Source organism: Corallococcus sp. AS-1-12, assembly GCF_020036995.1.
GTDB lineage: Bacteria > Myxococcota > Myxococcia > Myxococcales > Myxococcaceae > Corallococcus.
The window spans coordinates 116,771-138,156 of sequence record NZ_JAIQDD010000025.1; the positions used below are offsets into that span (position 1 = coordinate 116,771).

The 21,386-nt window shown below is 68.8% G+C and carries 17 protein-coding genes; 8 read left to right on the forward strand and 9 right to left on the reverse strand.

Translation table 11 applies throughout. From position 1 onward, the window contains the following. Nucleotides 1–90 precede the first annotated feature (90 nt). The gene (locus tag K8556_RS39565) at nt 91–1,455 is read left to right on the forward strand and encodes a M57 family metalloprotease (RefSeq protein ID WP_304504018.1); all 1,365 of its coding nucleotides are present in this window, start codon (nt 91–93) and stop codon (nt 1,453–1,455) included. 20 nt (nt 1,456–1,475) lie between these two features. Here K8556_RS39565 and K8556_RS30065 read toward each other — a convergent pair whose 3' ends face one another. From K8556_RS30065 to K8556_RS30080, 4 genes are all read right to left on the reverse strand, one after another. Then, the gene (locus K8556_RS30065) at nt 1,476–2,300 is read right to left on the reverse strand and encodes a diiron oxygenase (RefSeq protein WP_223743546.1); all 825 of its coding nucleotides are present in this window, start codon (nt 2,298–2,300) and stop codon (nt 1,476–1,478) included. A gap of 14 nt (nt 2,301–2,314) precedes the next feature. Beyond that, nucleotides 2,315–2,599, reverse strand: a complete 285-nt coding sequence (locus K8556_RS30070) for a hypothetical protein (RefSeq protein ID WP_223743547.1) — start codon at nt 2,597–2,599, stop codon at nt 2,315–2,317. A gap of 131 nt (nt 2,600–2,730) precedes the next feature. Next, complete coding sequence (locus tag K8556_RS30075; protein ID WP_223743548.1) at nt 2,731–4,194, reverse strand: collagen-like protein; 1,464 nt, start codon at nt 4,192–4,194, stop codon at nt 2,731–2,733. Nucleotides 4,195–4,355: 161 nt separating this feature from the next. Next, complete coding sequence (locus K8556_RS30080) at nt 4,356–4,553, reverse strand: hypothetical protein (RefSeq protein ID WP_223743549.1); 198 nt, start codon at nt 4,551–4,553, stop codon at nt 4,356–4,358. 192 nt (nt 4,554–4,745) lie between these two features. Between K8556_RS30080 and K8556_RS30085 the strand changes: the two genes are divergently transcribed. The 5 genes from K8556_RS30085 (at nt 4,746) to K8556_RS30105 (ending at nt 9,270) form a co-directional block, all read left to right on the forward strand. Continuing rightward, a complete protein-coding gene (locus K8556_RS30085) occupies nt 4,746–5,669 on the forward strand; it encodes a hypothetical protein (RefSeq protein WP_223743550.1) in 924 nt (307 codons plus the stop codon). Between the two features lie 114 nt (nt 5,670–5,783). Beyond that, nucleotides 5,784–6,041, forward strand: a complete 258-nt coding sequence (locus K8556_RS30090; RefSeq protein WP_223743551.1) for a hypothetical protein — start codon at nt 5,784–5,786, stop codon at nt 6,039–6,041. A gap of 108 nt (nt 6,042–6,149) precedes the next feature. Then, on the forward strand, nt 6,150–6,404 hold the full coding sequence (locus K8556_RS30095) for a hypothetical protein (RefSeq protein ID WP_223743552.1): 255 nt from the start codon (nt 6,150–6,152) through the stop codon (nt 6,402–6,404). Between the two features lie 1,202 nt (nt 6,405–7,606). Continuing rightward, the gene (locus K8556_RS30100; protein ID WP_223743553.1) at nt 7,607–8,101 is read left to right on the forward strand and encodes a hypothetical protein; all 495 of its coding nucleotides are present in this window, start codon (nt 7,607–7,609) and stop codon (nt 8,099–8,101) included. Between the two features lie 77 nt (nt 8,102–8,178). Beyond that, nucleotides 8,179–9,270, forward strand: a complete 1,092-nt coding sequence (locus tag K8556_RS30105) for an IS5 family transposase (RefSeq protein ID WP_223743554.1) — start codon at nt 8,179–8,181, stop codon at nt 9,268–9,270. Nucleotides 9,271–9,438: 168 nt separating this feature from the next. Here K8556_RS30105 and K8556_RS30110 read toward each other — a convergent pair whose 3' ends face one another. Continuing rightward, complete coding sequence (locus K8556_RS30110; protein WP_223743555.1) at nt 9,439–11,196, reverse strand: serine/threonine-protein kinase; 1,758 nt, start codon at nt 11,194–11,196, stop codon at nt 9,439–9,441. 124 nt (nt 11,197–11,320) lie between these two features. Between K8556_RS30110 and K8556_RS30115 the strand changes: the two genes are divergently transcribed. Beyond that, complete coding sequence (locus tag K8556_RS30115) at nt 11,321–13,279, forward strand: ABC-F family ATP-binding cassette domain-containing protein (protein WP_223743556.1); 1,959 nt, start codon at nt 11,321–11,323, stop codon at nt 13,277–13,279. A 6-nt stretch (nt 13,280–13,285) separates the two neighbouring features. On the opposite strand, the gene gspC is transcribed toward K8556_RS30115, so the two are convergent. The 4 genes from gspC to K8556_RS30135 form a co-directional block, all read right to left on the reverse strand. Next, a complete protein-coding gene (gspC, locus tag K8556_RS30120) occupies nt 13,286–14,044 on the reverse strand; it encodes a type II secretion system protein GspC (protein ID WP_304504019.1) in 759 nt (252 codons plus the stop codon). A 130-nt stretch (nt 14,045–14,174) separates the two neighbouring features. Next, a complete protein-coding gene (locus K8556_RS30125) occupies nt 14,175–15,692 on the reverse strand; it encodes a M35 family metallo-endopeptidase (protein WP_223743558.1) in 1,518 nt (505 codons plus the stop codon). A gap of 118 nt (nt 15,693–15,810) precedes the next feature. Beyond that, the gene (locus tag K8556_RS30130) at nt 15,811–16,512 is read right to left on the reverse strand and encodes a zf-TFIIB domain-containing protein (RefSeq protein WP_223743559.1); all 702 of its coding nucleotides are present in this window, start codon (nt 16,510–16,512) and stop codon (nt 15,811–15,813) included. Between the two features lie 49 nt (nt 16,513–16,561). Beyond that, on the reverse strand, nt 16,562–18,805 hold the full coding sequence (locus tag K8556_RS30135) for an ATP-binding protein (RefSeq protein WP_223743560.1): 2,244 nt from the start codon (nt 18,803–18,805) through the stop codon (nt 16,562–16,564). Nucleotides 18,806–18,915: 110 nt separating this feature from the next. Between K8556_RS30135 and K8556_RS30140 the strand changes: the two genes are divergently transcribed. Continuing rightward, entirely contained in the window at nt 18,916–21,348 is a 2,433-nt protein-coding gene (locus K8556_RS30140) for a transglycosylase SLT domain-containing protein (RefSeq protein WP_223743561.1), read from the forward strand. The last annotated feature ends 38 nt before the right edge of the window (nt 21,349–21,386 follow it).

A 21,386-nucleotide genomic window follows, 5' to 3' on the forward strand; every position in this document is an offset into this window, starting at 1 on the left:
GCTTGTTTTCCGGTGATTGAGGTGGGTTTGACGCATGCGTGGATGGGGACGCGCGGTCGCGCGTTGTCCTTTCCTCGAACAGAGGTTCGCATGCGTAGACTTTCCATGGCGTTGCTGGTCGGTGCCTCCCTCGCCGGTTGCGGAGGCGACCCGGAGGTGGAGAACCAGGAGATCATCTCCAACCTGACCAAGGCCGGCTTTCCGGCCAATGACATCCAGGTCTTCGACGGAGCCGTGTACGTGGGCCGCGACGCTCACGTGACGCTCGAGGCGTCCCGCGAGATGCTCCAGTCCCTGGACGGGAGCGCCGAGCAGTACCGCACGACGAACCAGGTGGGCACGGGCGTGACGAAGATCTGCGTCAACCCCACCGCCGCGTTCAACAGCTATCCCAACCTGAGCCAGGGCCTGGACCTGGCCATCGCCAACTACAACGAGCAGGGGCTTCGGCTCACCTTCGCTCGCGGCCCGACCACCGGCTGTACGGCGAACATCTCCGCGGAGACCACGTCCGGGACCGGCGGTCAGGCGGGCTTCCCGTCGAACGGGCTGCCTTACGGGGTCTTCTATATCGGCACGGGTCTGGACAGCTACAGCGCGGACGTGAACGAGCACGTCATCACCCACGAGCTGGGCCACGCCATCGGCTTCCGTCACTCGGACTACTACAACCGCAGCATCAGTTGCGGCGCCGGTGGTGACGAGGGCGATGCGGGCGTGGGGGCCATCCACATCCCCGGGACGCCCACCACGGCCACCGTGGGTGGCTCCATCATGAACTCCTGCTTCCGGTCGACCGAGACGGGCGAGTGGACCAGCTCCGACGTCACCGCGCTGGCGGCTCTCTATTCCACGGGCGGCGGGGTCGCGAGCTGCTCGGACTACAACGTCGGCTCCTACCGAGGGCAGAACGGGACGCAGATCCGCTGCGGCTGCGGCGCGGTGGGCGGGGGCGCCGTGTGGGGGACGGACCTCTACACCGACGACTCGAACGTCTGCGTGGCCGCGGTGCATGCCGGCGCCATCTCCACGGCGGGAGGGACGGTGGTGATCACCATCCAGCCGGGGCAGTCCAGCTACGCGGGCACCACGCGCAACGGCGTCACCACGTACTCCTACGGCGCCTGGGGCGGGAGCTTCTCGGTCAGCGGCCTGACGCCCCCGCTGAGCGCCTGCTCCAGCTACAACTTCGTGTCCTACCGCGGCCAGAACGGGACGAGCGTCCGGTGCGGTTGCGGTCCGGTGAGCGGTGGCACGGTGTGGGGGACGGACCTCTACACCGATGACTCGAACGCCTGCGCGGCCGCGGTGCACGCGGGAGTGATTCCGGCGTCGGGTGGGAACGTGTCCGTCACCATCCAGCCGGGGCAGTCCAGCTACACGGGCACCACGCGCAACGGCATCACCACGTACTCCTACGGCGCCTGGGGCGGGAGCTTCTCCCTCAGCCCGTAGCCGTCGCGTTCGCCTCTGGCTCAGGGGACGTGGATGCCGTGCCGCGAAAGCGGCGCGCGCACCTGCGTCTCCGCCGTCTCCTGGCTCACCGTGACGTAGTCCCGGGACTCCATCCAGCCCAGCTCCGTCACGTGCTCCAGCAGGAAGCCCTCGCTGGTGACGCCGTCCTTCGTGGTGCTGCGAAGCTTCTCCCAGAGCGGGGCCTGCGCATCCAGGGCCTCGCGCGCCACGCGTCCCAGCCGGTCCTTCTCCGCGGCGTCCAGGTCCGGGGCGAGCCAGTCCAGGTACAGGAAGCCCAGCCGTCCGTGCAGGGCCTCCTCCTGGACCAGCGTCGTGAGCACCGCGCGCGTCAGCGGGTGGGATGTCGCGCGGAGGCAGCCGGACAGGAGCGCGAAGGAGAGCGTCTCTCCCACGCAGCACACCCTCACGATGAGCTCGCTGGCGCGCTGGAGGTAGGTGAGCGAAGGGTCGAACGCCACGGCGAACGCCCCGGGGGAATAGGACAGCCGGGTGCCGCCCCCCAGCCGCATCGCCATCCGCGCGCAGAGCTCCACGTGGTGGATCTCCTCCGAGGGGAAGCGCGCCGCCAGGCTCCACAGGTCCAGGGGCACGCGCGCCTCGCCCATCACCTGGACCAGTTGTCCCATCACCGTCGCGCTGCCGAACTCGTTGAGTGCCCGCAGCGTCCACGAGTACCGCGCCCGCTCCAGCAGCGCCGCCGGGTAGCGCGATGGCTCCAGCGCGTCCCACGGATAGCGCTCCGCCACATGGCCCGACGCCCGCTCGTGCAGCGTCAGCGCGGGGCCGTCCGTCAGGTCCAGCTCAAAGAGTGCCTCGGTGGCCATACCGCACGCCTCCTTCAGGGGTCCTGGAGAAGGCCCGCGTCCATCCCCGCGTCGGCGCCCGCGTCCCGGATGGAATCGTTCGTGCCATTGGACGGGTCGCAGTCATCGTCGGCAAGGCCACCGTCGTAGACGCACGGCGCGGGATTGGTCGTCATGAGCGACCCGCACGCGACCATCGTGAAGGCCGCGCTCGCGGCGGTGGCGGCCAGCAGCACCCGGCCCCGGCGGCGCTGCGGCGGGGCGGACTCCAGCGGCAGGGAAGGGGACGACACCTCGGGCTTCGGGGGGAAATCGCTCATGGCTTCCTCGCGGTTCGCCGGCCCGACAGCTCGCCCTGGCACCCTATCCCAGACGCGCTGGACCTGTCATGCCCCCCGCGCCCACGGGAGGCGGAGGGCCCATCCATGGCTCGCGCACCCGGCGGGCCGCTTCAGTAGAAGAGCAGCTCCGGCTGTGGCGCGATGGTGGTGATGACATCTCCCGCGGTGCCGGCCTTGGCGGCATCACCGGCCGCCGTCGACTTCGTGCCCTCGCCGCCGTCACCCGCGCAGGCGCCACCGCCTCCTCCAGCCTGCGCCAGCGAGGTCGCCGTGCCCGCCACGATGGAATTGCCCGCGGCGCCGCCACTCACCTGCAGGTTGGCGGGGTTCGCGATGGACGTCGGGTTCGCGGTGAGGAACTGGATGATGCCGCCACCGCCGCCACCCCCGCCGCCGTACATCTGCCCCGTCGCCGGAGTCGAGCCATTCCACCCCGGGGCCCCGTTGCCTCCGTTGGCCTGGATCTGCCCGTTGCCCTCCAAGGTGATGGTGCTGCGGGAGATGAGGCTGACGACGCCGCCACCCCCTCCACCGCCGCCCGCCGCGGGGGTGGGCGAGCCGTTGGGCCGGTTGACGGTGGGGATGCTGTTGTTGATGCCCTGGCGGCCGTTCACGTCGATGGTGCCGCGGATGATGATGTTGCCCTTGGCGGCGAGGATGAGCCGCCCGCCGCCGTCACCGCCGATGACGTCGGAGTTCAACGTGTTGCGGTACCCGCTGCCGCCGCCAATCACGTCGGCGCGGGAGACCAGCGCCGTGCGCCCCAGGTCCAATCCCTTTCCTCCCACGGAGTTGAAGGAGGCGGACATCGCGATGCCCTTCTGCGACGGGTTCAGGGTCTGGATGCTGAAGTCGGGGTTGACGTAGATGAGCGCGCTCGGGTTGATGACGATGTCGCCGCTGGCGCGGAGCATCGTCCCGCTCGAAACGATGAGCGTTCCGTTGATGGTCAGGTTCCGGAACATCATGTTCGCGCCGGCCTGGGGCCAGTTCCCTGCCTGGAAGTAGCGCGGTGGACCGGAGGACTGGACGGTGAAGTCTCCCGCGGAGCCGTCGCCATAGAGCGCGAGCGCCCCCGACTCGCCCTGGGGCCCCTGCGCGCCGGTGTCGCCCTTGGGGCCCTGAGGCCCTTGCGGGCCCACGTCACCCGTGTCGCCCTGGATGCCCTGGGGGCCCGCAGCGCCCACCGCGCCGGTGTCGCCCTGGGGACCCTGCGAACCATTGCAGAGATACTTCGTGGTCTGGCCGTTCACCTCGTCGGCATCCAGCTTGCCGTTGGCGTTCGCGTCGAGGCCCGTCTCCATCCGGACACCGCCGGAGGCGCAGTGGGGGCCCGGCGCCTCCGGCGTGGTGAGCAGCAGGGCCGTCAGCCCCTGGGGACCGGGAGGACCTCCCGCTGGGCCCGCGGGCCCCTGCGGACCTTGAGGCCCCTGCGGGCCCTGGGGACCCGCCGGGCCCTGGAGGCCCTCGGAGCCCGTCGAGCCCTTGCAGGCGGCCACGCCGAGGAGCCCCGCCGAGAGCGTGGCTCGCAGCACCTGTGGACGAAGAATCACCGTGAAAACATGAACGCGCATGACCACCCCCTGAGGACGACGCGTGTGTTCCGGGCGCGGATGAGAACTCCGCGCACCGGAGGAAGACGGTCGCGCATTCTCGCCCCATTCCTCCGCCGCGCGCCAGCGCGCCCGGGGGCATCCCGCGCCCGATACGGCTCCGGTGCTTGCTCAATCAATGACTAGCAGAGGCCCGCCCAGCGGACGTAGCCGTAGCCACCGGCGCAGGTATACGGCGGGGAGCAATAGAGCTGGCCGCGGACCCAGTTCTCGCCGTTCGATGAAAACACCGAGCTGTCGGTGTTGAAGTGGTTGCCGTACTTCAGCACGAACACGAGTGAGGAGGACGTGCTGGGCTGGCTAGGGATGACGCCGCGCATCGTTTCCTCCGGCGGGCAGTTGCCAGAGGAGGGCGTGTTGTTTCAACGCGAGCCGCGCGGCGCGGGGCTTATAGCGGAGGCGATCAACCCGCATCAAATGCGGGGCAGGGATGACTCCCTCTGTACACGGGGCGTGCGGGGAGGCCGTCGTCCCCGACCATCCGGCTCCGGTCCGTAGTAGGAACGCTTCCGATGTCCGAACCCAACGACTCCTCGCTCCTGGAACTGCTGGACCTGGCCTTCGACGCGCTCTGTGCGTCCCGCGTCTCGGATTGGGTGGACCCCGACCGGGTGCTCGCGGCGGTCGACCTCGCCCTGACGCCCGAGCGGGTGACGGGCTGGCACGCGCGGCTGGTGGTCCCCGTGCGCACGCGGCTGCTCGCGCGAGCGGCGAAGAGCCGCATCAAGCTGGGCGCGTGGCTCCCCGAGGAGGCCACCGCGTCGCTGACGGAGCTCCTGGGCCAGCCGGTGCGCCTGCCTCGCAAGGCCATCGACGAGCTGGTGGCGTCCGAGCAGGTGCGGGAGACCGTGCGCACCACGCTCCAGGAGACCCTGTCGTCCCTGGTGAGCAAGGTCATCGCGGGGGCTCCGGGGGTGGGCGGCGGCGGGCTGCGGGATGCGCTGAGCTGGGGCGCGCGAGCGGCGGCCTCGGCGGGGAAGGGACTCCTGGGAGGCCTGGGCGGCGGCTTGCAGGACCGCGTGCGAGAGGTCATCGACGGCTCCATGGCCCTGGTGCAGCGGCGGATCGCCGAGCGGCTCGCCAGCGAGGAGACCGCCCGGGCCCTGGGGGCACGGCGCCAGAAGCTCTTCCTGTCCACGCTGGAGAAGACGGAGGCCGAGGCCGCGCAGGCGCTGGGCCAGGTGCCCCACGAGCACCTCGACGGCCTGGTGCCCCAGGTGACCGCGCACAACCTCGCGCGTCCCGAGGTCCGCGAGGGGTTGAAGGCCGAGCTCCACGCTGTCCTGGATGACCTGTCACGGCACACCGTGGGAGAGCTGCTGGATCAGGCCGGGCTCCGGGACGCGACACGTCAATGGCTGCACGCGCACGGCCTGCCCTTCGCGCGCACGCTGGCGCACTCCGCCGCCTTCAACGCCTGGCGGGCCCGCATGTAGTCCGCGGAGAAAACTACACCCGTGCTGCTTTGAGAGAGATTCAGGCCACGGTGCCATCATTCCAAGCCAAGACAGGATGTGTTAGGATTTGAGCGTCACCCCGACGGAGGACGCATGCGAGCGAGCATTGTCTGTGGGCTGTTGGCGACGGCGCTGATGGTGGGCTGTGGTGGGGCCGTGGAGCAGGACGAGGAGCCCCAGTTGGGCACGCAGAAGTCCCCGATTCCCGACTGCAGCGGTTCACACGACGCGATCAATTACTACAGTGACGCTGCCCACACGACCCTGATCGGGATCCGGGGCTGCTACTGCGGCTCGTGGTCCAGTTGGGGCAAGACGTCCGCCTTCTCCGAACCCAACTGGGACTGCTGAACGACAGCGGTCTGCGCGGTACATCGCCTGGACAGGCGCGCTCAGCGACCCGGCATGACCGCCGCTCTTGCGAGGTAGAGGAAGAGAACCCAGCAGAGCGGGAGTTCGATGAGCGAGACCCAGATCCCGACACTGGCCACGGAGCTCCACCGCGAGCTGAGCTTCGTGGCCGCCACGATCGCAATCCCTCCCGCCACCCATCCGCCAAGGAGGATGAGGAGCGGCAGAAGGATCACCGCCGGCTCAATGGGGGGGAACAACCAGGTCAACATCGCGACCCCCGGAGCGACGAAGGGCGCCAACGCGCACAGGATGACCGCGAAGGGGACACGTGGCCCTGATGGCGTCTTCCGCAGCGGCTGAATCGCCTTCCGCGCGACGGGCTGACCCGGGACGAAGCGCGTCGCGCACTGAGAACAGGTGACCTCTCCACCTGGCTCGCCGACAGTCGATTGAAGGCAGAGGGGGCAAATGACCACGATCGATTCTCCTGCCGGAGGATTGAAGCGCCGAGCCCCCCGCTCCTCATGGTTTGGGTGGGACACGAACGGCAACGTACCTGACAACGGTCCCGTCCAATACCTGAGCCGAACCAGAGCCCTCGCTATAGCGCCACACGTCTGCCCGATACGATTTTCGAGCACCTGGGGAAGCCATTCGATGGGGAGCGCATTCTTGCCTGGATACGCCCATTCGCCGCGCTCATGAGGTTCGCACGCGGCCCCTGATATCAGACAATGTTTGTCATTCCCCCCTTGCGGACGCACACCGGGCAGGCTCCAGGGTCCCAAGATGGTGCTCGGCGGGGTGGCTTCACCGCCTGAGGTGGTGCGCGGCCGGGCCCTGCCCGCAGTCCGCGAGATAGGCCGGTGACGCTCCGGGGGCTCGGTATCTCTGGCCCTGTCCGAACAACGTTCGAACTCAGCCAAGCACCTGAAATTACTACGACTCGGTCCGCTAGCCCGCCCGTGTATCATCGAGTACGCAACTAGAGTCGCCTCCATTCGAAAAATACAAGTATAATCTGCAAATACGGAAAGTGCGCCATGTCCTGATGGTGAGGCAGTTATGCGGGTTCCAATCGCAGTTAGACCAGACAGAGCGCACTTCGCCTCGCTCCTGGCAGGCGCAGCACTATTGCTTTCCTTCGGCTGTACTTCTGCCAACTCGAATAGAACAGGCAGAGCAGACCGAACGGCGTTTGCCTTGGCGCAACCTGAGTGCAACCAAAGCGACTCGACTATTTCCTGTTGCCTCAAGAGACATCCGTATAGCCCTGAAAGCTGCGGAGTTGAAGCGCCTGCGAGATCTCCTCGGCCGCCTATTCTCCTCCCGCCGCCGGGGTCTACGGACCCTGCAAGCGCAGAAGAGTTACCAACACCAGCAGAGAGGGAACGCTGGCGATCAGAAATATGCGAGCCACACTACGATAAATGCGTAGACAAAGGGGGCGGAACAAAGCCCGGCCGCGTCCACAATGAGACGCAATGTAAAGCTTGTTACGAATACTGCACGCGCAGAGGCTTTTGGCCCAGTTCTGCCAACGGGAAAAGGTGTCCAGGAGGATGAGAAACCGCCAGCCGCAGAAGACTGAACGCGAGCCCATTGGCGCACTGGAGAGCGGTAGGCTTCACCTCTCTTTGTCAAAGGCGACCTTCGCGGAGTTCGAGCGCATATTTCTGGAACACCAGCGAGCATGGCTGCGCAAGGCCAGGACGGCGAAAGAGCAGCTTGTCATCAAGCGAAGGACGGCCGAAGACATTCTGCTGGGTGCCTACGGGCGCGAGTGCACCTGGGCTGAATTCAGCCGTGCGCTGCGTCGCACTGAAAATCTGGGCTACGACAATCCAGGAAGGCGAGCGCACATAGCGTGCTTGTTTGCACTCACCGTCAAGCAATTTCCTGGGCAGTCCGAGAGGGCGCGGCGGAAGCTGGATGAAGCAGAGCGGCACCTGCTCTTTCTGCGCAAATCCCACCCTGTGCGGAAGGAAAACCTAAAAGACATTCAACGCATTCGGCGGATGGCCGGATGGGAGACAAGCGCTCCACGGGCGCGCTAGCAGGCTGTTGAGAAACCCCTCCGAGGGATCGACACCCCGCACCGTGGCGTGGTGTCCTCCGCGTCACGGAGGGAGTGATGCGCGGACGGCCCAAGCAGCAGACGACGCTCCTCAGCTTGAGGACGCCGGGAGACCGGGTCCCCGCGGGCCATCCGCTGCGCAGGGTGAAGGACATGGCGGACGCCGCGCTGGCGGCGCTCTCGCCGACGTTTGACGCGATGTACAGCGGCATCGGCCGCCCGAGCATCCCGCCGGAGCAGTTACTGAAGTCCTGCCTGCTCATGGCGTTCTACTCAGTGAGAAGCGAGCGGCTCTTCTGCAAGCAGCTCGACTACAACCTGCTCTTCCGGTGGTTCCTCGACATGGGAATGGAGGACGCCTCATTCGACCACAGCACCTTCTCGCAGAACCGGGACCGGCTCTTGGCGCATGACGTCGCCCGGAGATTCTTCCTGGCGGTCATGAGCCAGGCGCAAAGCGCGGGGCTCACCAGCAGCGAGCACTTCAGCGTGGATGGCAGCCTGATTGAGGCCTGGGCGTCCCTGAAGTCGTTCCGCCCGAAGGACGAGAAGGACGAGAAGAAGGAGCCGCCCGACGACAAGGGCAACCCGACGGTGAACTTCCACGGGCAGAAGAGGGGCAATGCGACGCACGCCTCGACGACGGACCCGGAGGCACGGCTTGCTCGCAAGGGCGACGGCAAGGAGGCGCGGCTGGCCTACAGCCTCAATGGCGTCATGGAGAATCGCAACGGGCTGCTCGTAGACCTCGCGGTGATGCCGGCGGATGGCTTCGCCGAGCGCGACGCGGCCGTGATGATGCTCGAGGGGCTGAAGTCCCGGAACGCGCGCGCTTGCGTGGGCGCGGACAAGGGCTACGACACGGCGGACTTCGTCGCTGACTGCAGGCGCATGGGAGTGACGCCTCACATTGCCCAGACGACGGACACTCGACGCCGCTCGGCCATCGACCGGCGAACGACGAGGCCCGCCGGATACGCCCTCAGCCAGCGGATACGGAAGCGAATCGAAGAAGTCTGGGGCTGGATGAAGACGGTGGGCGGCTTCCGCAAGACGCGCTTCAAAGGCAGGGAGCGGACGGAGCTGGCGGCCTACCTGGTGGGCGCCGCGTATAACCTGGTGCGGATGGCGCGGCTGACTGCCGCATAGGCGCCCTTCGCCCTCCGCCTCCCCCGGATGACAAGGTTGAGAACGGAGGGCACGAGAAGCCCGGTCTCATGCCTTCAAACCGGGCTTCTTCAAGAGCCTGCTAAGTCGGCACGGCGCGAAATGGCTTCGCGACCCCGAGGGGCGCGGTGCGCACAAGAGACCCGCGGCCTACTCGAACACGCCGATGCCCGGGTCGTTGCCACCGGACTTCGTGGGCTTCGTGGGCCGGGGCGGCGGCGCGGCGCGCAGCGGCTCCAGCTTCACGCTCACGCGCTGCTCCGCCGTATCCGCGAGCCGGCTGTAATCCAGGGTCTTCTCCTGGTCATGATGCCCGGCGAGCTTGAAGCGCAGCTCGGTGACCTTGGAGCGCGGCATGAGCAGCTTGGTAGGCGTGGTGCCGATCTGCGCGTCACCGTCGAAGATGGCCGCGCCGGACGGCGAGGAGGTGAACTCCACCGTCACGTCTTCCGGCATGGCCGCCGGAGGAGGCGTCGCTGGCGGCTCCTGCACCCGCGTGGGCGGCGCCTCCACGGGCGCCTTCGGAGGCGCCATCGCCACGGGGGGCGACGTCGGGGCCGTCTCGCCACCGCCGCGCGTCATCACCACCGCCACGCCCGCGCCAATCAGCAACAGCGGCACGCCGATGATGGCCGCCTTCACGCCCCCGGACATGCCCCTGGGCGGCGGCGGAAGCTCCGGCTCCGGCTCCACGGCGCGAGGGGCAGGGGGACGCGGCCGGCTCGCGGCCACGGGCGCCGGGCTGTTCGCGTTGGACGTCCCACGTGGTGCGGGGGCCTGCGCTCCCGCCGGCGTGGTCCCCCGGGGCGGAGCCAGGCCCACGCGGGACCCCGTCTTGCCCGTGGCCGGTGCACGGCCCGCGCGGCTGCCGGAACCCAGCCGGCTTCCCGAACCCGCGCGGCTCCCAGAGCCCGCACGGCTGCGGCTGCCCGTGCCCCGCTCGGCGCCGGGCGTGCCGCCCGTGGGGTGCGCGTCCAGCTCCTCCGGCGACAGGCCCTCCACCGCGTCCAGCAGCGCGTCGATGAACTCCTGCGCGTTCTGGTACCGGTCCTCCTTCTCCGGCGCGAGCGCCTTGGCGAAGAAGGCGTCCAGCTCCGGCGGCACCGGCGCGCCCTGGCGCTTGCTGTTCACCGGGGGCACGGGCTGCGTCAGCGACGCCGTCAGCGCCTTGCGCACCGTGTTCGCGCCGTAGGGCGAGCTGCCCGTGAGGCAGAAGTAGAGCACGCCCGCCATCGAGTAGAGGTCGGAGCGCTGGTCCACGGACTCGCCGCCGGCCTGCTCGGGCGGCATGTACTGCGGGGTGCCCAGCACCTGGCCCGTGGAGGTGAGCTGCTCCTCTTCGTCCTGCTCCAGCGCCTTCACCAGACCGAAGTCCAGCACCTTGACGAAGTCCTTCCCGTCGAGCGCCTGGACCATGATGTTGTGCGGCTTCAGGTCGCGGTGGACGCAACCCTCCTCGTGCGCGTGCGCCAGCCCCAGCGTGGCCTGCTCCAGCAGGTTCACCGCGCGGCGCAGCGTCATGGGCCCTTCGCGCTTCACCAGCTCCTTGAGGCTCTCCCCCTTGAGGAGCTCCATCACGTAGTAGCAGGTGCCGTCCGCCGCCCGGCCGAAGTCGAAGATGGTGATGACGTTCGGGTGGCGCAGCCGGCTGGCGATCTCCGCCTCGCGGCGGAAGCGTTCGAAGAACTGGGGCGCCGCGGCGAGCGACGGGTTGAGCGTCTTCACGGCCACCGGGCGCTGCACGGACGTCTGCGTGGCCCGGAACACCATGCCCATGCCGCCCTGACCCAGGACGCTTTCAATCTTGTAGCGGCCGTCCAGCACCTGGCCCAGGAGCTGGAGGCTCTGCGCCGCGCACAGGTGATCTTGACCTTCGGTACTTCCGCAGTGGGGGCAGGGGGCGGCCATGGGTGCCGGGAGTATAGGCAAGCCCTGCCTTCCGCCCAACCGGGGAGATGTGCCCCCTGGGCAGTCAAGCAGGCATCAGAACCGTTCCCGTAGGGCTTGCCGGCTGTTATCTCCCCCCTCCGCCATGAGCCTCGTCATCGCCCAGGACATCAGCCTCGCCTACGGAAAGAAGGTCCTCTTCGACGAGGACAATTTCACCCTCGGTCCCAGGGACCGGGTGGGCCTGGTGGGGGCCAACGGGACGGGCAAGTCGTCCCTCATGAAGATCATCGCCGGGGCGAGCCAGCCGGACGGGGGCACCGTCCAGTACAGCCGCCGGGCCCGGGCGGGCTACCTGCCCCAGGAGATCGCCGGCCTGCCGGAGGGCACGGTCGTGGAGGCGGTCATGAGCACCGTCCCCGGCCGGGACTCGCTGGAGTCGCGCCTGAAGGACACGGAAGCGGCGCTCGCGGCCAGCTCGGACGAGGAGGAGCAGTTGGAGCTGGCGCAGACGCTGGCGGACCTCCACGCGGAGCTGGACGACTTCGAGAACCGCTACGGCCGCCACCACGCCGAGCGCATCCTCAAGGGCCTGGGCTTCAAGGACGCGGACCTGTCCAAGCCCACCCAGGCGCTCTCCGGCGGCTGGCGCATGCGCGCGGCGCTCGCGGGCCTGCTGCTCCAGGATCCGGACCTGCTCCTGTTGGACGAGCCCACGAACCACCTGGACGTGCCCACGCTCGCGTGGTTCGACGGGTTTTTGCGCCGCTCCAACAAGGCGATGGTGCTCATCTCCCACGACCGCGACTTCCTCAACCGGCAGATCAACCGGGTGGTGTCGCTGGAGATGGAGGGCGTGCGCGAGTACGCCGGCAACTACGAGGACTACAAGCGCCAGCGCGCCGAGGAGATGGTGCTCCTGCAGGCGCGGGCGGAGAAGGTGGAGCAGCGCCGCGCGGAACTCCAGTCCTTCATCGACCGGTTCGGCGCGAAGGCCACCAAGGCGAAGCAGGCGCAGAGCCGCGCGAAGATGCTGGCCAAGCTGGAGAAGGTCCAGGTCCTGGAGGAGCGCCAGACGATGAAGTTCCGGTTCCCGGAGGTGGAGCGCTCGGGCCGGGACGTGGTGTTGATGGAGGGCATCACCAAGCGCTACGGCGCGCTCACCGTCTATGACGGGCTGAACGCGCGGCTGGAGCGGGGCCAGCGCATCGCCGTGGTGGGCGCGAACGGCGCGGGCAAGACGACGCTGCTCAAGATGGTGGCGGGGGAGCTGGCGCCGGACAGCGGCAAGGTGACGCTGGGGCACAACGTGGTGGTGGGCTACTACGCGCAGCACCACGCGGACAAGCTGGACCGCCGCAACACCATCATCGAAGAGGTGCGCCCCCTGGCCGCGGACAAGCCGGAGAGCTACGTGCGCGGCGTGCTGGGCGCGTTCCTCTTCAGCGGCGACGACGTGGACAAGCCCATCGGCGTGCTGAGCGGCGGCGAGCGCGCCCGCGTGGCGCTGGCGAAGCTGCTCCTGGTGCCGTCCAACTTCCTCCTGATGGACGAGCCGACGAACCACCTGGACCTGGACTCGTCGGAGATGCTGATTGAAGCGCTGAAGCTGTACGGCGGCACGCTGCTGTTCGTGAGCCACAACCGCAGCTTCATCAACAACCTGTGCACGCACGTCTGGGAGGTGGCGGACGGCAAGCTCACGTCGCACCCGGGCAACCTGGACGAGTACCTCTACCACCAGGAGCAACTGCGCCTGGCGGCGGAGGGCGCGGACACGGGCGCGTCGAACGGGAAGGGCGCGGCGTCCACGGGGCCCGTGTCGGAGAAGGAGCGCAAGCGCCTGGAGGCGGAGGCCCGCCAGCGGCGCTCGGTGGTGGAGGGCCCCATCAAGAAGGAGATCGCGAAGCTGGAGGAGCGCATCGCGAAGGTGGAGGCCGAGCAGAAGGAGCGCGAGGCGCAGCTCGCGGACCCGGTGCTCTACAACGACTTCGCCCGGGCGAAGCCGCTGATGGACGCGCACCGCACGGGCAAGGAGGAGCTGGAGGACCTCTATGCCCGCTGGGAGGCCGCGCAGGAGAAGCTGGCGGCGGCGCAGGCCTGACGGGGGCTACTGGACGTCAAAGGTCTTCCGGACCGGGGCGCCGCCGCGTTCAATCTGCAGCTCGATGCGCCGGGCGTCCCGCAGCTTCGTGAAGGCCTCCAGCGCCTTGTCGGGGCTGTCCAGGTCCAGGCCGTTGATGCGCTGGAGCACGTCTCCGTTGCGCAGCCCCAGCCGTGAGTAGAAGGAGTCCTCCCGGATGGAGAACAGCTTGAAGCCCACGGGGCGGCCGTCCTTGAAGGCCGGGACCACCCGGGCCTGCATGGACAGCTCGTTCAGATGCGTGAGCGCTTCGGTGACGTCCTCGCGCGGCACGGTGTAGGTGTCCGGGCCGGTCTCCCGGATGCCGCGACCCAGGCCCGGTTGGGCGGCCCCCGGATGGACGTTCACCGCGACAGGCGCCGCGCTCCCGAAACCGTCGACGTACTCGAGCCGCCCGTCCACCAGCAGCAGGATGCGCTCCCGCTCGATGGCGAAGACCCGCGCGCCCTGGATGGTGTCGCTGACCATCAGGCTGCGCGCACTCCCAGCCGGGAGCTCATGGATGGAGGCCATGGACCAATGGGGATCCTGCGCCACCAGGGTGCCCAGCAGGCTCCGGCCCAGGGGTCCCGGAGGCCGGGCATCACGAAGGCGCTGCTCACCTGGTTCACGATCAGCGCGGCCGTCAGGGCACACGCAAAGACAAGCAAGACGAACAGGCCCTGGACGGGCCGCTGCATTCCACGGTTCACGAAAAGGCCTCCCTGTTTGGAACAGGGAGGCCATGAGCAAGCCGGGGGCCAGCGGCTGCCCCAGAGTGAGCGCGGCGGGCGCTCACGCCCGGTCAGGGACCTCGTGTCAGGGGGCGCGGTGCCGGCAATGACAACCCGTCATGACACGCTGTCACGTCCCGCCCTCAGTGGCCGTAATAGAAGGACGAGCCCCAGATGGAGGCGGGCCGGCTGGCGGGAGCCGTGCCCACCAGACAGTGCGCGCCGTCATACCCCCCGATGGGGCAGTTGGGCGGAGGCGTGATGTAGAGGTTGTTCGACCACTTGAAGGGCGTCGAACCCCACGGCAGCGGCATGACGTAGCAGTTGGCCCCGTCGAACGACGAAGGCGCGGGGCACGCGTTGCCGGGGCCGGGCGTCAGGTAGAGGTTGCCGGACCAGACGAAGTAGCTGGTGCTCCAGGACGGGTAGGGGAGGATGTAGCAGTTCGCGGTGTCCCAACTGGACGGCGCCGGACACACCGTGCCGGGCAGCGCGTTGACGTAGTAGGCGTTGTTGTGGACGAACGCCGTCAGCCCGGCGGGCACGTTCATCACGTGGCAGTTCGCCCCGTCCCAGGTCGCGGTGATGGGCGCGCCCGTGTGGGACGTGACGGTCGGCGCGCAGGGGTTGTAGGGGCTGTACGGCGTGGCCTCGGCGAAGTACTCGTGGGAGTCCGCGTTCTTGATGGCCTTGTGCGGCTTCGACGTGGCCAGGCTCTGCGCCGCGCTGTGGCCGTACTCGATGTCGCGGGTGCTGGCGACCGACCAGAAGTGGCTGATCTCGTGGATCAGCGTCCCCGCCTTGGAGTCGTTTCCGGTCATCGGCGCGGGCCAGAAGGCCTTGCACAGGTGGATCTTGAAGTTCTCCCAGGGAATCACATAGGCATACGCGCTCTTGTTGCAGTTGCAGTAGAACTTGATGTCTTCGTTATCGACGGCGTTGCGGATCTTCCGGAAGTTCTCGCGGACGGTGCTGTAGCGCGAGCTGTCATGGGCGCCGAACCACGTGGTGTAGCGGGAGGTGACGCTCCCCGCCACCAGGTAGTCATAGGAGTCGTCCGCGTAGTTCAGGGCGTGCTCCCGGGCAGCGATGATGGCGCTCTTCTCCGAGTCGCTGCAGCCCTTGAACTTCTCGTTGTCGCCATTGACGATCTTGGTCGTGTCTTCGGCGTCGTCCGGGTTGGGGCGCGGCTCCCGGCCCTCGATCTCCAGGGTGATGACATTGGAGACGGCGAGCGCCTTGTCGGACTGGGGGCTGAAGATCTCCGTGTTGTACTGGATGGAGTAGGTGCCGGAGACGGCCAGGTCGTAGTTGTCCCAGAGCGACGCGATGCCGGTGACGCTCTCACCCGGCTTCAGCGTCAGGTAGTCGCGGTCCGTGGGCGCCGCGCGCTTGTAGAGCCGGCCGATGTACTCGACGGGCTTCTCCTCCAGCGACACGCTGAGGATGTCCGCCTCGATGCCCTCGATGACCGGCGTGTGGTAGCCGAGGATGCGGACCGGTTCGCCGGACACGTTCGTGAACGTGACCACGAGGTCCACGGGCGCGTCCGCGGAGAACTTCGTCGCCTTGGACGCGAGCTTGATTTCGAGAGCTTCCCCGGCGCTGGCGTGCAACGGAATGGAGACGAGCGCGGCCACGATGAGACACGTCAATTTCATCCAGCTTCCCCCTGTGTGGGTGTGATGCCCGGGCAGGGTGCAACAGTCTGGATGGATTTATCAATGTGACAAATGCGTCGTGAGCGGCGCTGGTTTGTAACCAGAATTGCTACAGCGGCTATTTGAAGATCTTCGACAGGAGCCACACGACGGCGGATTCGGCGGCGCTGTTGTTCAGGTGCCGGGCGCGGCGGCCGTAGGTCTCGCTGGGCTGGGCCTTGGTCAGCTCGTCCGTGTACGGCGCGGAGCCCTCCGGCGCGCAGCTTCCGCAGTACAGCCGCTCCTCCCAGACGAACCCGTAGCGCACGTCCATCCGCCGGCCACACGTCACGCAGGCCGGCTCGTCGCCGACGCGCACCTTGGGCAACAGGCTCAGGCTCCGCCGGTCGTCGTACTCGTGCTCGAAGTCGGCGGCGATGGGCGGCGGCTCGGGGCGGGCCTCCGGCGCCGCGGCCTTCTGGAGCCGGGCCAGCTCCTCCCCGTCCATCGCCACGCCCCGGCACTTCGTGCAGACGTCCACCGTCACGTCCCGCAGGTCCACGACGGGCAGCGGCGCGCCGCCGCACGTGGGGCAGGTGGGCGCCTGACGCCCGCAGGACGGACAGCCTGGGACGTACTGGAGCGAGGCCTCACAGCCCTTGCACCGCCCGGGCTTGCCCTTCGCCTGCTCGAAGACGGCCGCCAGCGTGGGCGCGCCGACGACGCGCGCCAGCATCTCCTCCTCGAACCAGGCGGCCCCGCAGGCGCCGCACTCGTCGCGCACCAGCCCCCGGGCGTAGGTGTTGCGCATCGTCGTCTGGCAGAAGGGGCACGCCTGCATGGCACCCGCAGCCTACCGGGTCTTTCCCGGAAACGGGATGCCGCGCGGCTCACCCCGCGCGGCGGCGCTTCTCCTTCTTCGGCTTGGGCTCGGGCGTCTTGGGGGGTGGCGCGGGTTCGCGCAGCTCCTCCGGGACGGGGAGGGCGGGCTGGGAGGGGCGCGTGGGCGGCGCGGGCGTGCCGTCCGGCAGCGCGCCTTCCACGGGCTCGGACGGGAGCGCCGGCAGGCGGATGATGAACGCGGTGCCTTCCCCCACCTTGCTCTGCACGCTGATGCTGCCGCCGTGGTTCTTCACGATGCGCTGGCAGATGGCGAGCCCCAGGCCCGTGCCCTTCTGCTTCGTCGTGAAGAAGGGGACGAAGATGTGCGGCTGCTGGTCCGCCGGGATGCCCGGGCCCGTGTCGGAGACGCGCACCTCCACGAACTCCGCGCCCGCGCTGCGGATGTCTCCGAAGCGCTCCGGCTTCTCCGTGCGCACCGTGATGCGGCCCGGCTGCGGCCCCAGCGCCTGCACCGCGTTCTGCACCAGGTTGATCAGCACCTGCTTGAGCTGCTCCGCGTCCCCTTCCGCGCGCGGCAGGCGCAGGTCCAGCTCCACCGCCAGCTCCGCCGTGGGCGGCATGTCGTTCTGGATGAGCCGCATCGTGCGCGTCACCACCTCGTTGAGGTCGGTGGGCCCGAAGTTCTGTTTCAGCGGACGCGAGTAGTCCAGGAACGCCGTCACCACGCCGTTGAGCCGGTTGACCTCCTCCACGATGACGTCCAGGAACTCGCCGTCCTCGCCCGGCAGCTTCTTCGGGTCCAGGCACTGCGCCGCGCCCTTGATGGCGCCCAGCGGGTTGCGGATCTCATGCGCCAGGCCCGCCGCCATCTCACCCAGCGCCGCCAGGCGGTCGCGCTCGCGGATCTTCTCGTACAGCTTGGAGTTCTCCAGCACCGTCGCCATCCGCTCGGAGACCTCCAGGATGAGCGCGATCTCATCCGACGCGTACGCCTCCGGCACCCGCTCGTCCCACAGGTTCAGGAAGCCGATGACGCGATCGTTGCCCATCAGCGGCACGCTGATGCCGGCCTTCATCTGGAGCAGCGCCGCGCGCGTGTCGTTGAGCCGCTTCAGCTCGTCGCGGAAGCGCTTGCCCTCCACCGCCTGCACCCGCATCACGGAGATGCGCCGCTCGATGTTCTCCAGCAGCACCGCCTTCTGCCCGCTGGCCACCGCGAAGAGCACGCCGCGCGCCGCCGCCGTGTCCAGGAGCGCCACCGGCAGGGGCCCGCGCGAGTCCAAAAGCCGGTAGCCCGGCCGGTCCTCCGCCATCAGGTACACCGACGCGTGCGTCACGCGCCCCGTCTCGTGCAGCGCGTCCAGCACCACGCGCGCCAGCTCTGAAATCTCGATGACGGACGCCATGCGCACGCGCAGGGCGCCCAGCGTGCCCAGCAGCGCGAAGCGCTCGCGGAAGAAGATGCGCACCACCATCTCCTCCACCTTGGTGCGCAGCGGATCCAGCAGGATGAGGATGACGAACGCGGCCACCACCGTGTTGAAGACGAAGAGCGACGTGTTCTCGTCCACCCACGCCGTCAGCACCGTGAACACCGACGCCAGGATGATGGCCAGCACCGTCTGCGAGGCGATCTTCCCCAGCAGCTCGTGCAGGTCCATCAGCCGCAGCCGCAACAGCGTCTGCGCCAGGAAGAACAGGTAGAGCGTCGCGAAGACGGGGCCCAGCGTGGGGAACGGGATGTCGTTGCGCGACAGGAAGTCCAGCCCGTTGAACAGCACCGCCGCGCCCGCGCCAATGGCCAGGTACGCCAGCCGGAACTGCTCGATGCGCGACTCCGTCGTGCGCACCCGGTGCACCAGCAAGGACACGGAAGTGAACAGCGTGCCCAGCACCCAGGCGCCCAGCGCCAGCCGGGCCCATGGTTTGTCCGCCAACGGTGTCACCGCGACGGTCAGACCCAGCACGCCGGACAGGAGGGCGAGCCGCCGGCCGGCCTGGTGCGCTCCCTTGCTGACCCCCAGGAACTCGAGGAAGAAGGCGACCGCCGCCCCGGGCACCAGGGAGACGACGGCCACCGTCGCCCCGAGGGCGATGCGGGACACCCAGGGGTAGTCCTGCGGGGGGAAGATGCTGTGGAAGAAGAGGCTGAGGTAGTACCCGGCGACCGTCAGGGTGAAGACGGAGTAGAGCGTGAGGACCCGGGGCCGTCCGGGGCGCAACAACATGGACACGCCCAGCGCCAGACCGATGATGGAAGCGAGCAGTGCGCTCTGGGTGCGGATATCCATGTGCAGGCGGACAGTCTAACCTCTGTCAGGGGCTGGAAATTTTCCAACCATCCCCAGTTGTCCTCGGGCGTGCCCGAGCGCATCTCCCAGGGTCCCCGAGGCCCCCGCGAATGAAAGTGTCCCTCCAGCATCTCGCCCTCCTCGCCTCCGCGGCGCTGCTGTCCGCGCAGGCTCCCGCCCCCACGGCTCCGGCCACCCCGGCCCCGGCCGCCACGGCTCCGGCTCCCGCTTCCAGCGACGACACGGATCAGGCCCCCACGACGCGCACGGACAGCGCGCCGTCGGAGGCGCAGTTGACGCCGCCGCCGGACGCGGACAAGGCGCCGCTGCCGGTGGGCTACGTGCAGGTGTTCAACCCGGCCTTCCCGGGGCTCGTGCCGCCCACGCCGGTGGTGCACCGCGGGCGCCGCTACGGGCTGGAGGACCTGACGCCGTACTTCGCGGACGGCAAGAAGAGGGACGCGAAGGACGCGTTCGACAAGGGCCAGTACACCAAGGCGCGCGCGCTGCTGGAGGGCGAAGGGGACAGCCCGCCGGTGCGCTACCTGCGCGCGCTGTCCGCGGTGCGGGCCGGGGACGACAAGGCGGCGGCGACGGAGATGGCGGCGCTCGCCAACGACTACCCGGCGCTGAAGGACCGCTGCCTCACGCACGCGGGCGTGGCGCTGGAGTCCCAGGGGCGGCTGGAGGACGCGGCGGCGAGCTTCAAGCAGGTGCCGGAGGGCTCGCGCATGTACGTGGACGCGCGCCTGGGCCTGGCGCGCGTGCTGCGCAAGAAGAAGGACTACGACGGCGCCATGGAGGCGCTGACGCCGCTCACCCAGCGCATGATGACGGGCTGGGGCCGCAACGTGGGCGCGGAGGCGCTCATCGCCACGGCGGACCTCGCGGTGGAGAAGAAGGACAAGGCGGCGGAGAAGGCCGCGCTGTGGAAGCTGTGGACGGCCCAGCCGCTGTCGCCCATCGTCAAGCAGGTGGAGAAGCGCCTCAAGGGGCAGACGCCGCCCGTGGAGGCCAGGGTGGGCCGCGCGGAGGCGCTGATTGAAGCGCACCGCAACAAGCAGGGCATGGCCATCCTGGAGCCGATGCTCAAGACGCTGAAGCTGCCGGACGCGCTCGCGTGCCGCGCGCACTTCGCGTTCGGCAAGGGGCAGCGCAAGGAGCGCCAGCACACCGCGGCCATCCAGGTGCTCACGCCGGTGGTGGAGCAGTGCAAGGACCGCGACCTGCTGGCCCGCGCGCTGTACGTGCTGGGCTCGTCGCGCTCCATCGTGGATCAGCAGCGCGGCACGGACACCTACGAGCGGCTGGCGAAGGAGTTCCCGGACCACTCGTTCGCGGACGACGCGCTCTTCTACGCGGCCGACCTGTACGTGAAGACGAACCGCCCCAAGGAGGCCATGGCGCGGCTGGACGAGGTCGCGCGGCTGTACCCCAAGGGCGACTTCCTGGGCGAGGCGCTCTTCAAGGCCTTCTGGGTGGCGCGCACGTCGAAGGTGGAGGACGGGGGCTTCTCCTTCCTGGACCGCATCGAGGCGCAGTTCGCCACCGCGGACGAGTCCTACGACGTGGAGCGCGCGCGCTACTGGCGGGCGCGCACGCTGGAGGAGCGCGGCAACATCCAGGGCGCCGCGGAGCTGATGGAGAAGCTCGCGGTGGAGCACCCGGCCACGTACTACGGCCTGATGGCGCGCGAGAAGCTGGGCGAGCTGGACCCGAAGCGGCTGGAGGCCGTGTCGGCGTCCATCTTCGAGGTGCCGGAGGCGGCCAGCCCCTGGCCGATGTTCGCGGGCCCCATGGGGGACGACCCGCACTTCCGCGCGGGCGTGGAGCTCCTGCGGCTGGGCTTCGCGGACTCCGTGTCGTCGGAGCTGATGCTGGTGAACCGCGCCGGCCAGCCCCCGGAGTCCATGCGGCTGCTGGTGATGGTGCTGTCGCAGTCCGGCGACGCGCGCTCGGCGCACGCCATCGCGCGGCTCGCGCTGCGCAAGGACCTGAGCGGGCGCATCACCGCGCAGACGCGGCCCGTGTGGGAGGTGGCCTATCCCAACGCGTTCCGCGACCTGATCGAGAAGCACACCGCGCCCGCGGGCGTGGAGCCGGACCTGCTCCAGGCGCTGATGCGCGAGGAGAGCGCGTTGGACCCCAAGGCCCTGTCCTGGGCCGGCGCGCTGGGCCTCACGCAGTTGATGCCCTCCACGGCGAAGGGCGTGGCGCGCGAGCTCAAGGTGAAGCACTTCTCCGTGGACTCGCTGCTCCAGCCGGAGCTGAACATCCGCTTCGGCGCGCACTACCTGGGCGGCCTCATCAAGAAGTTCAAGGGCCACACGCCCTACGCGGTGGGCAGCTACAACGCGGGCTCCGGCGCGGTGAACCGCTGGCGCGCGGCCAACCCGGACCTGGCGCTGGATGCGTGGGTGGAGGAGATCCCCATCGCGGAGACGCGCGGCTACATCAAGCGCGTGCTGCGCTCCTACAACACCTACCAACTGCTCTACGGCCGCGCCCCGAAGGTGCCGGTGATGCCCAGTGCATCGCGTTAGTGTGTAATCCTGGCTGAAGCCTGAATTCGCGCTTTCTT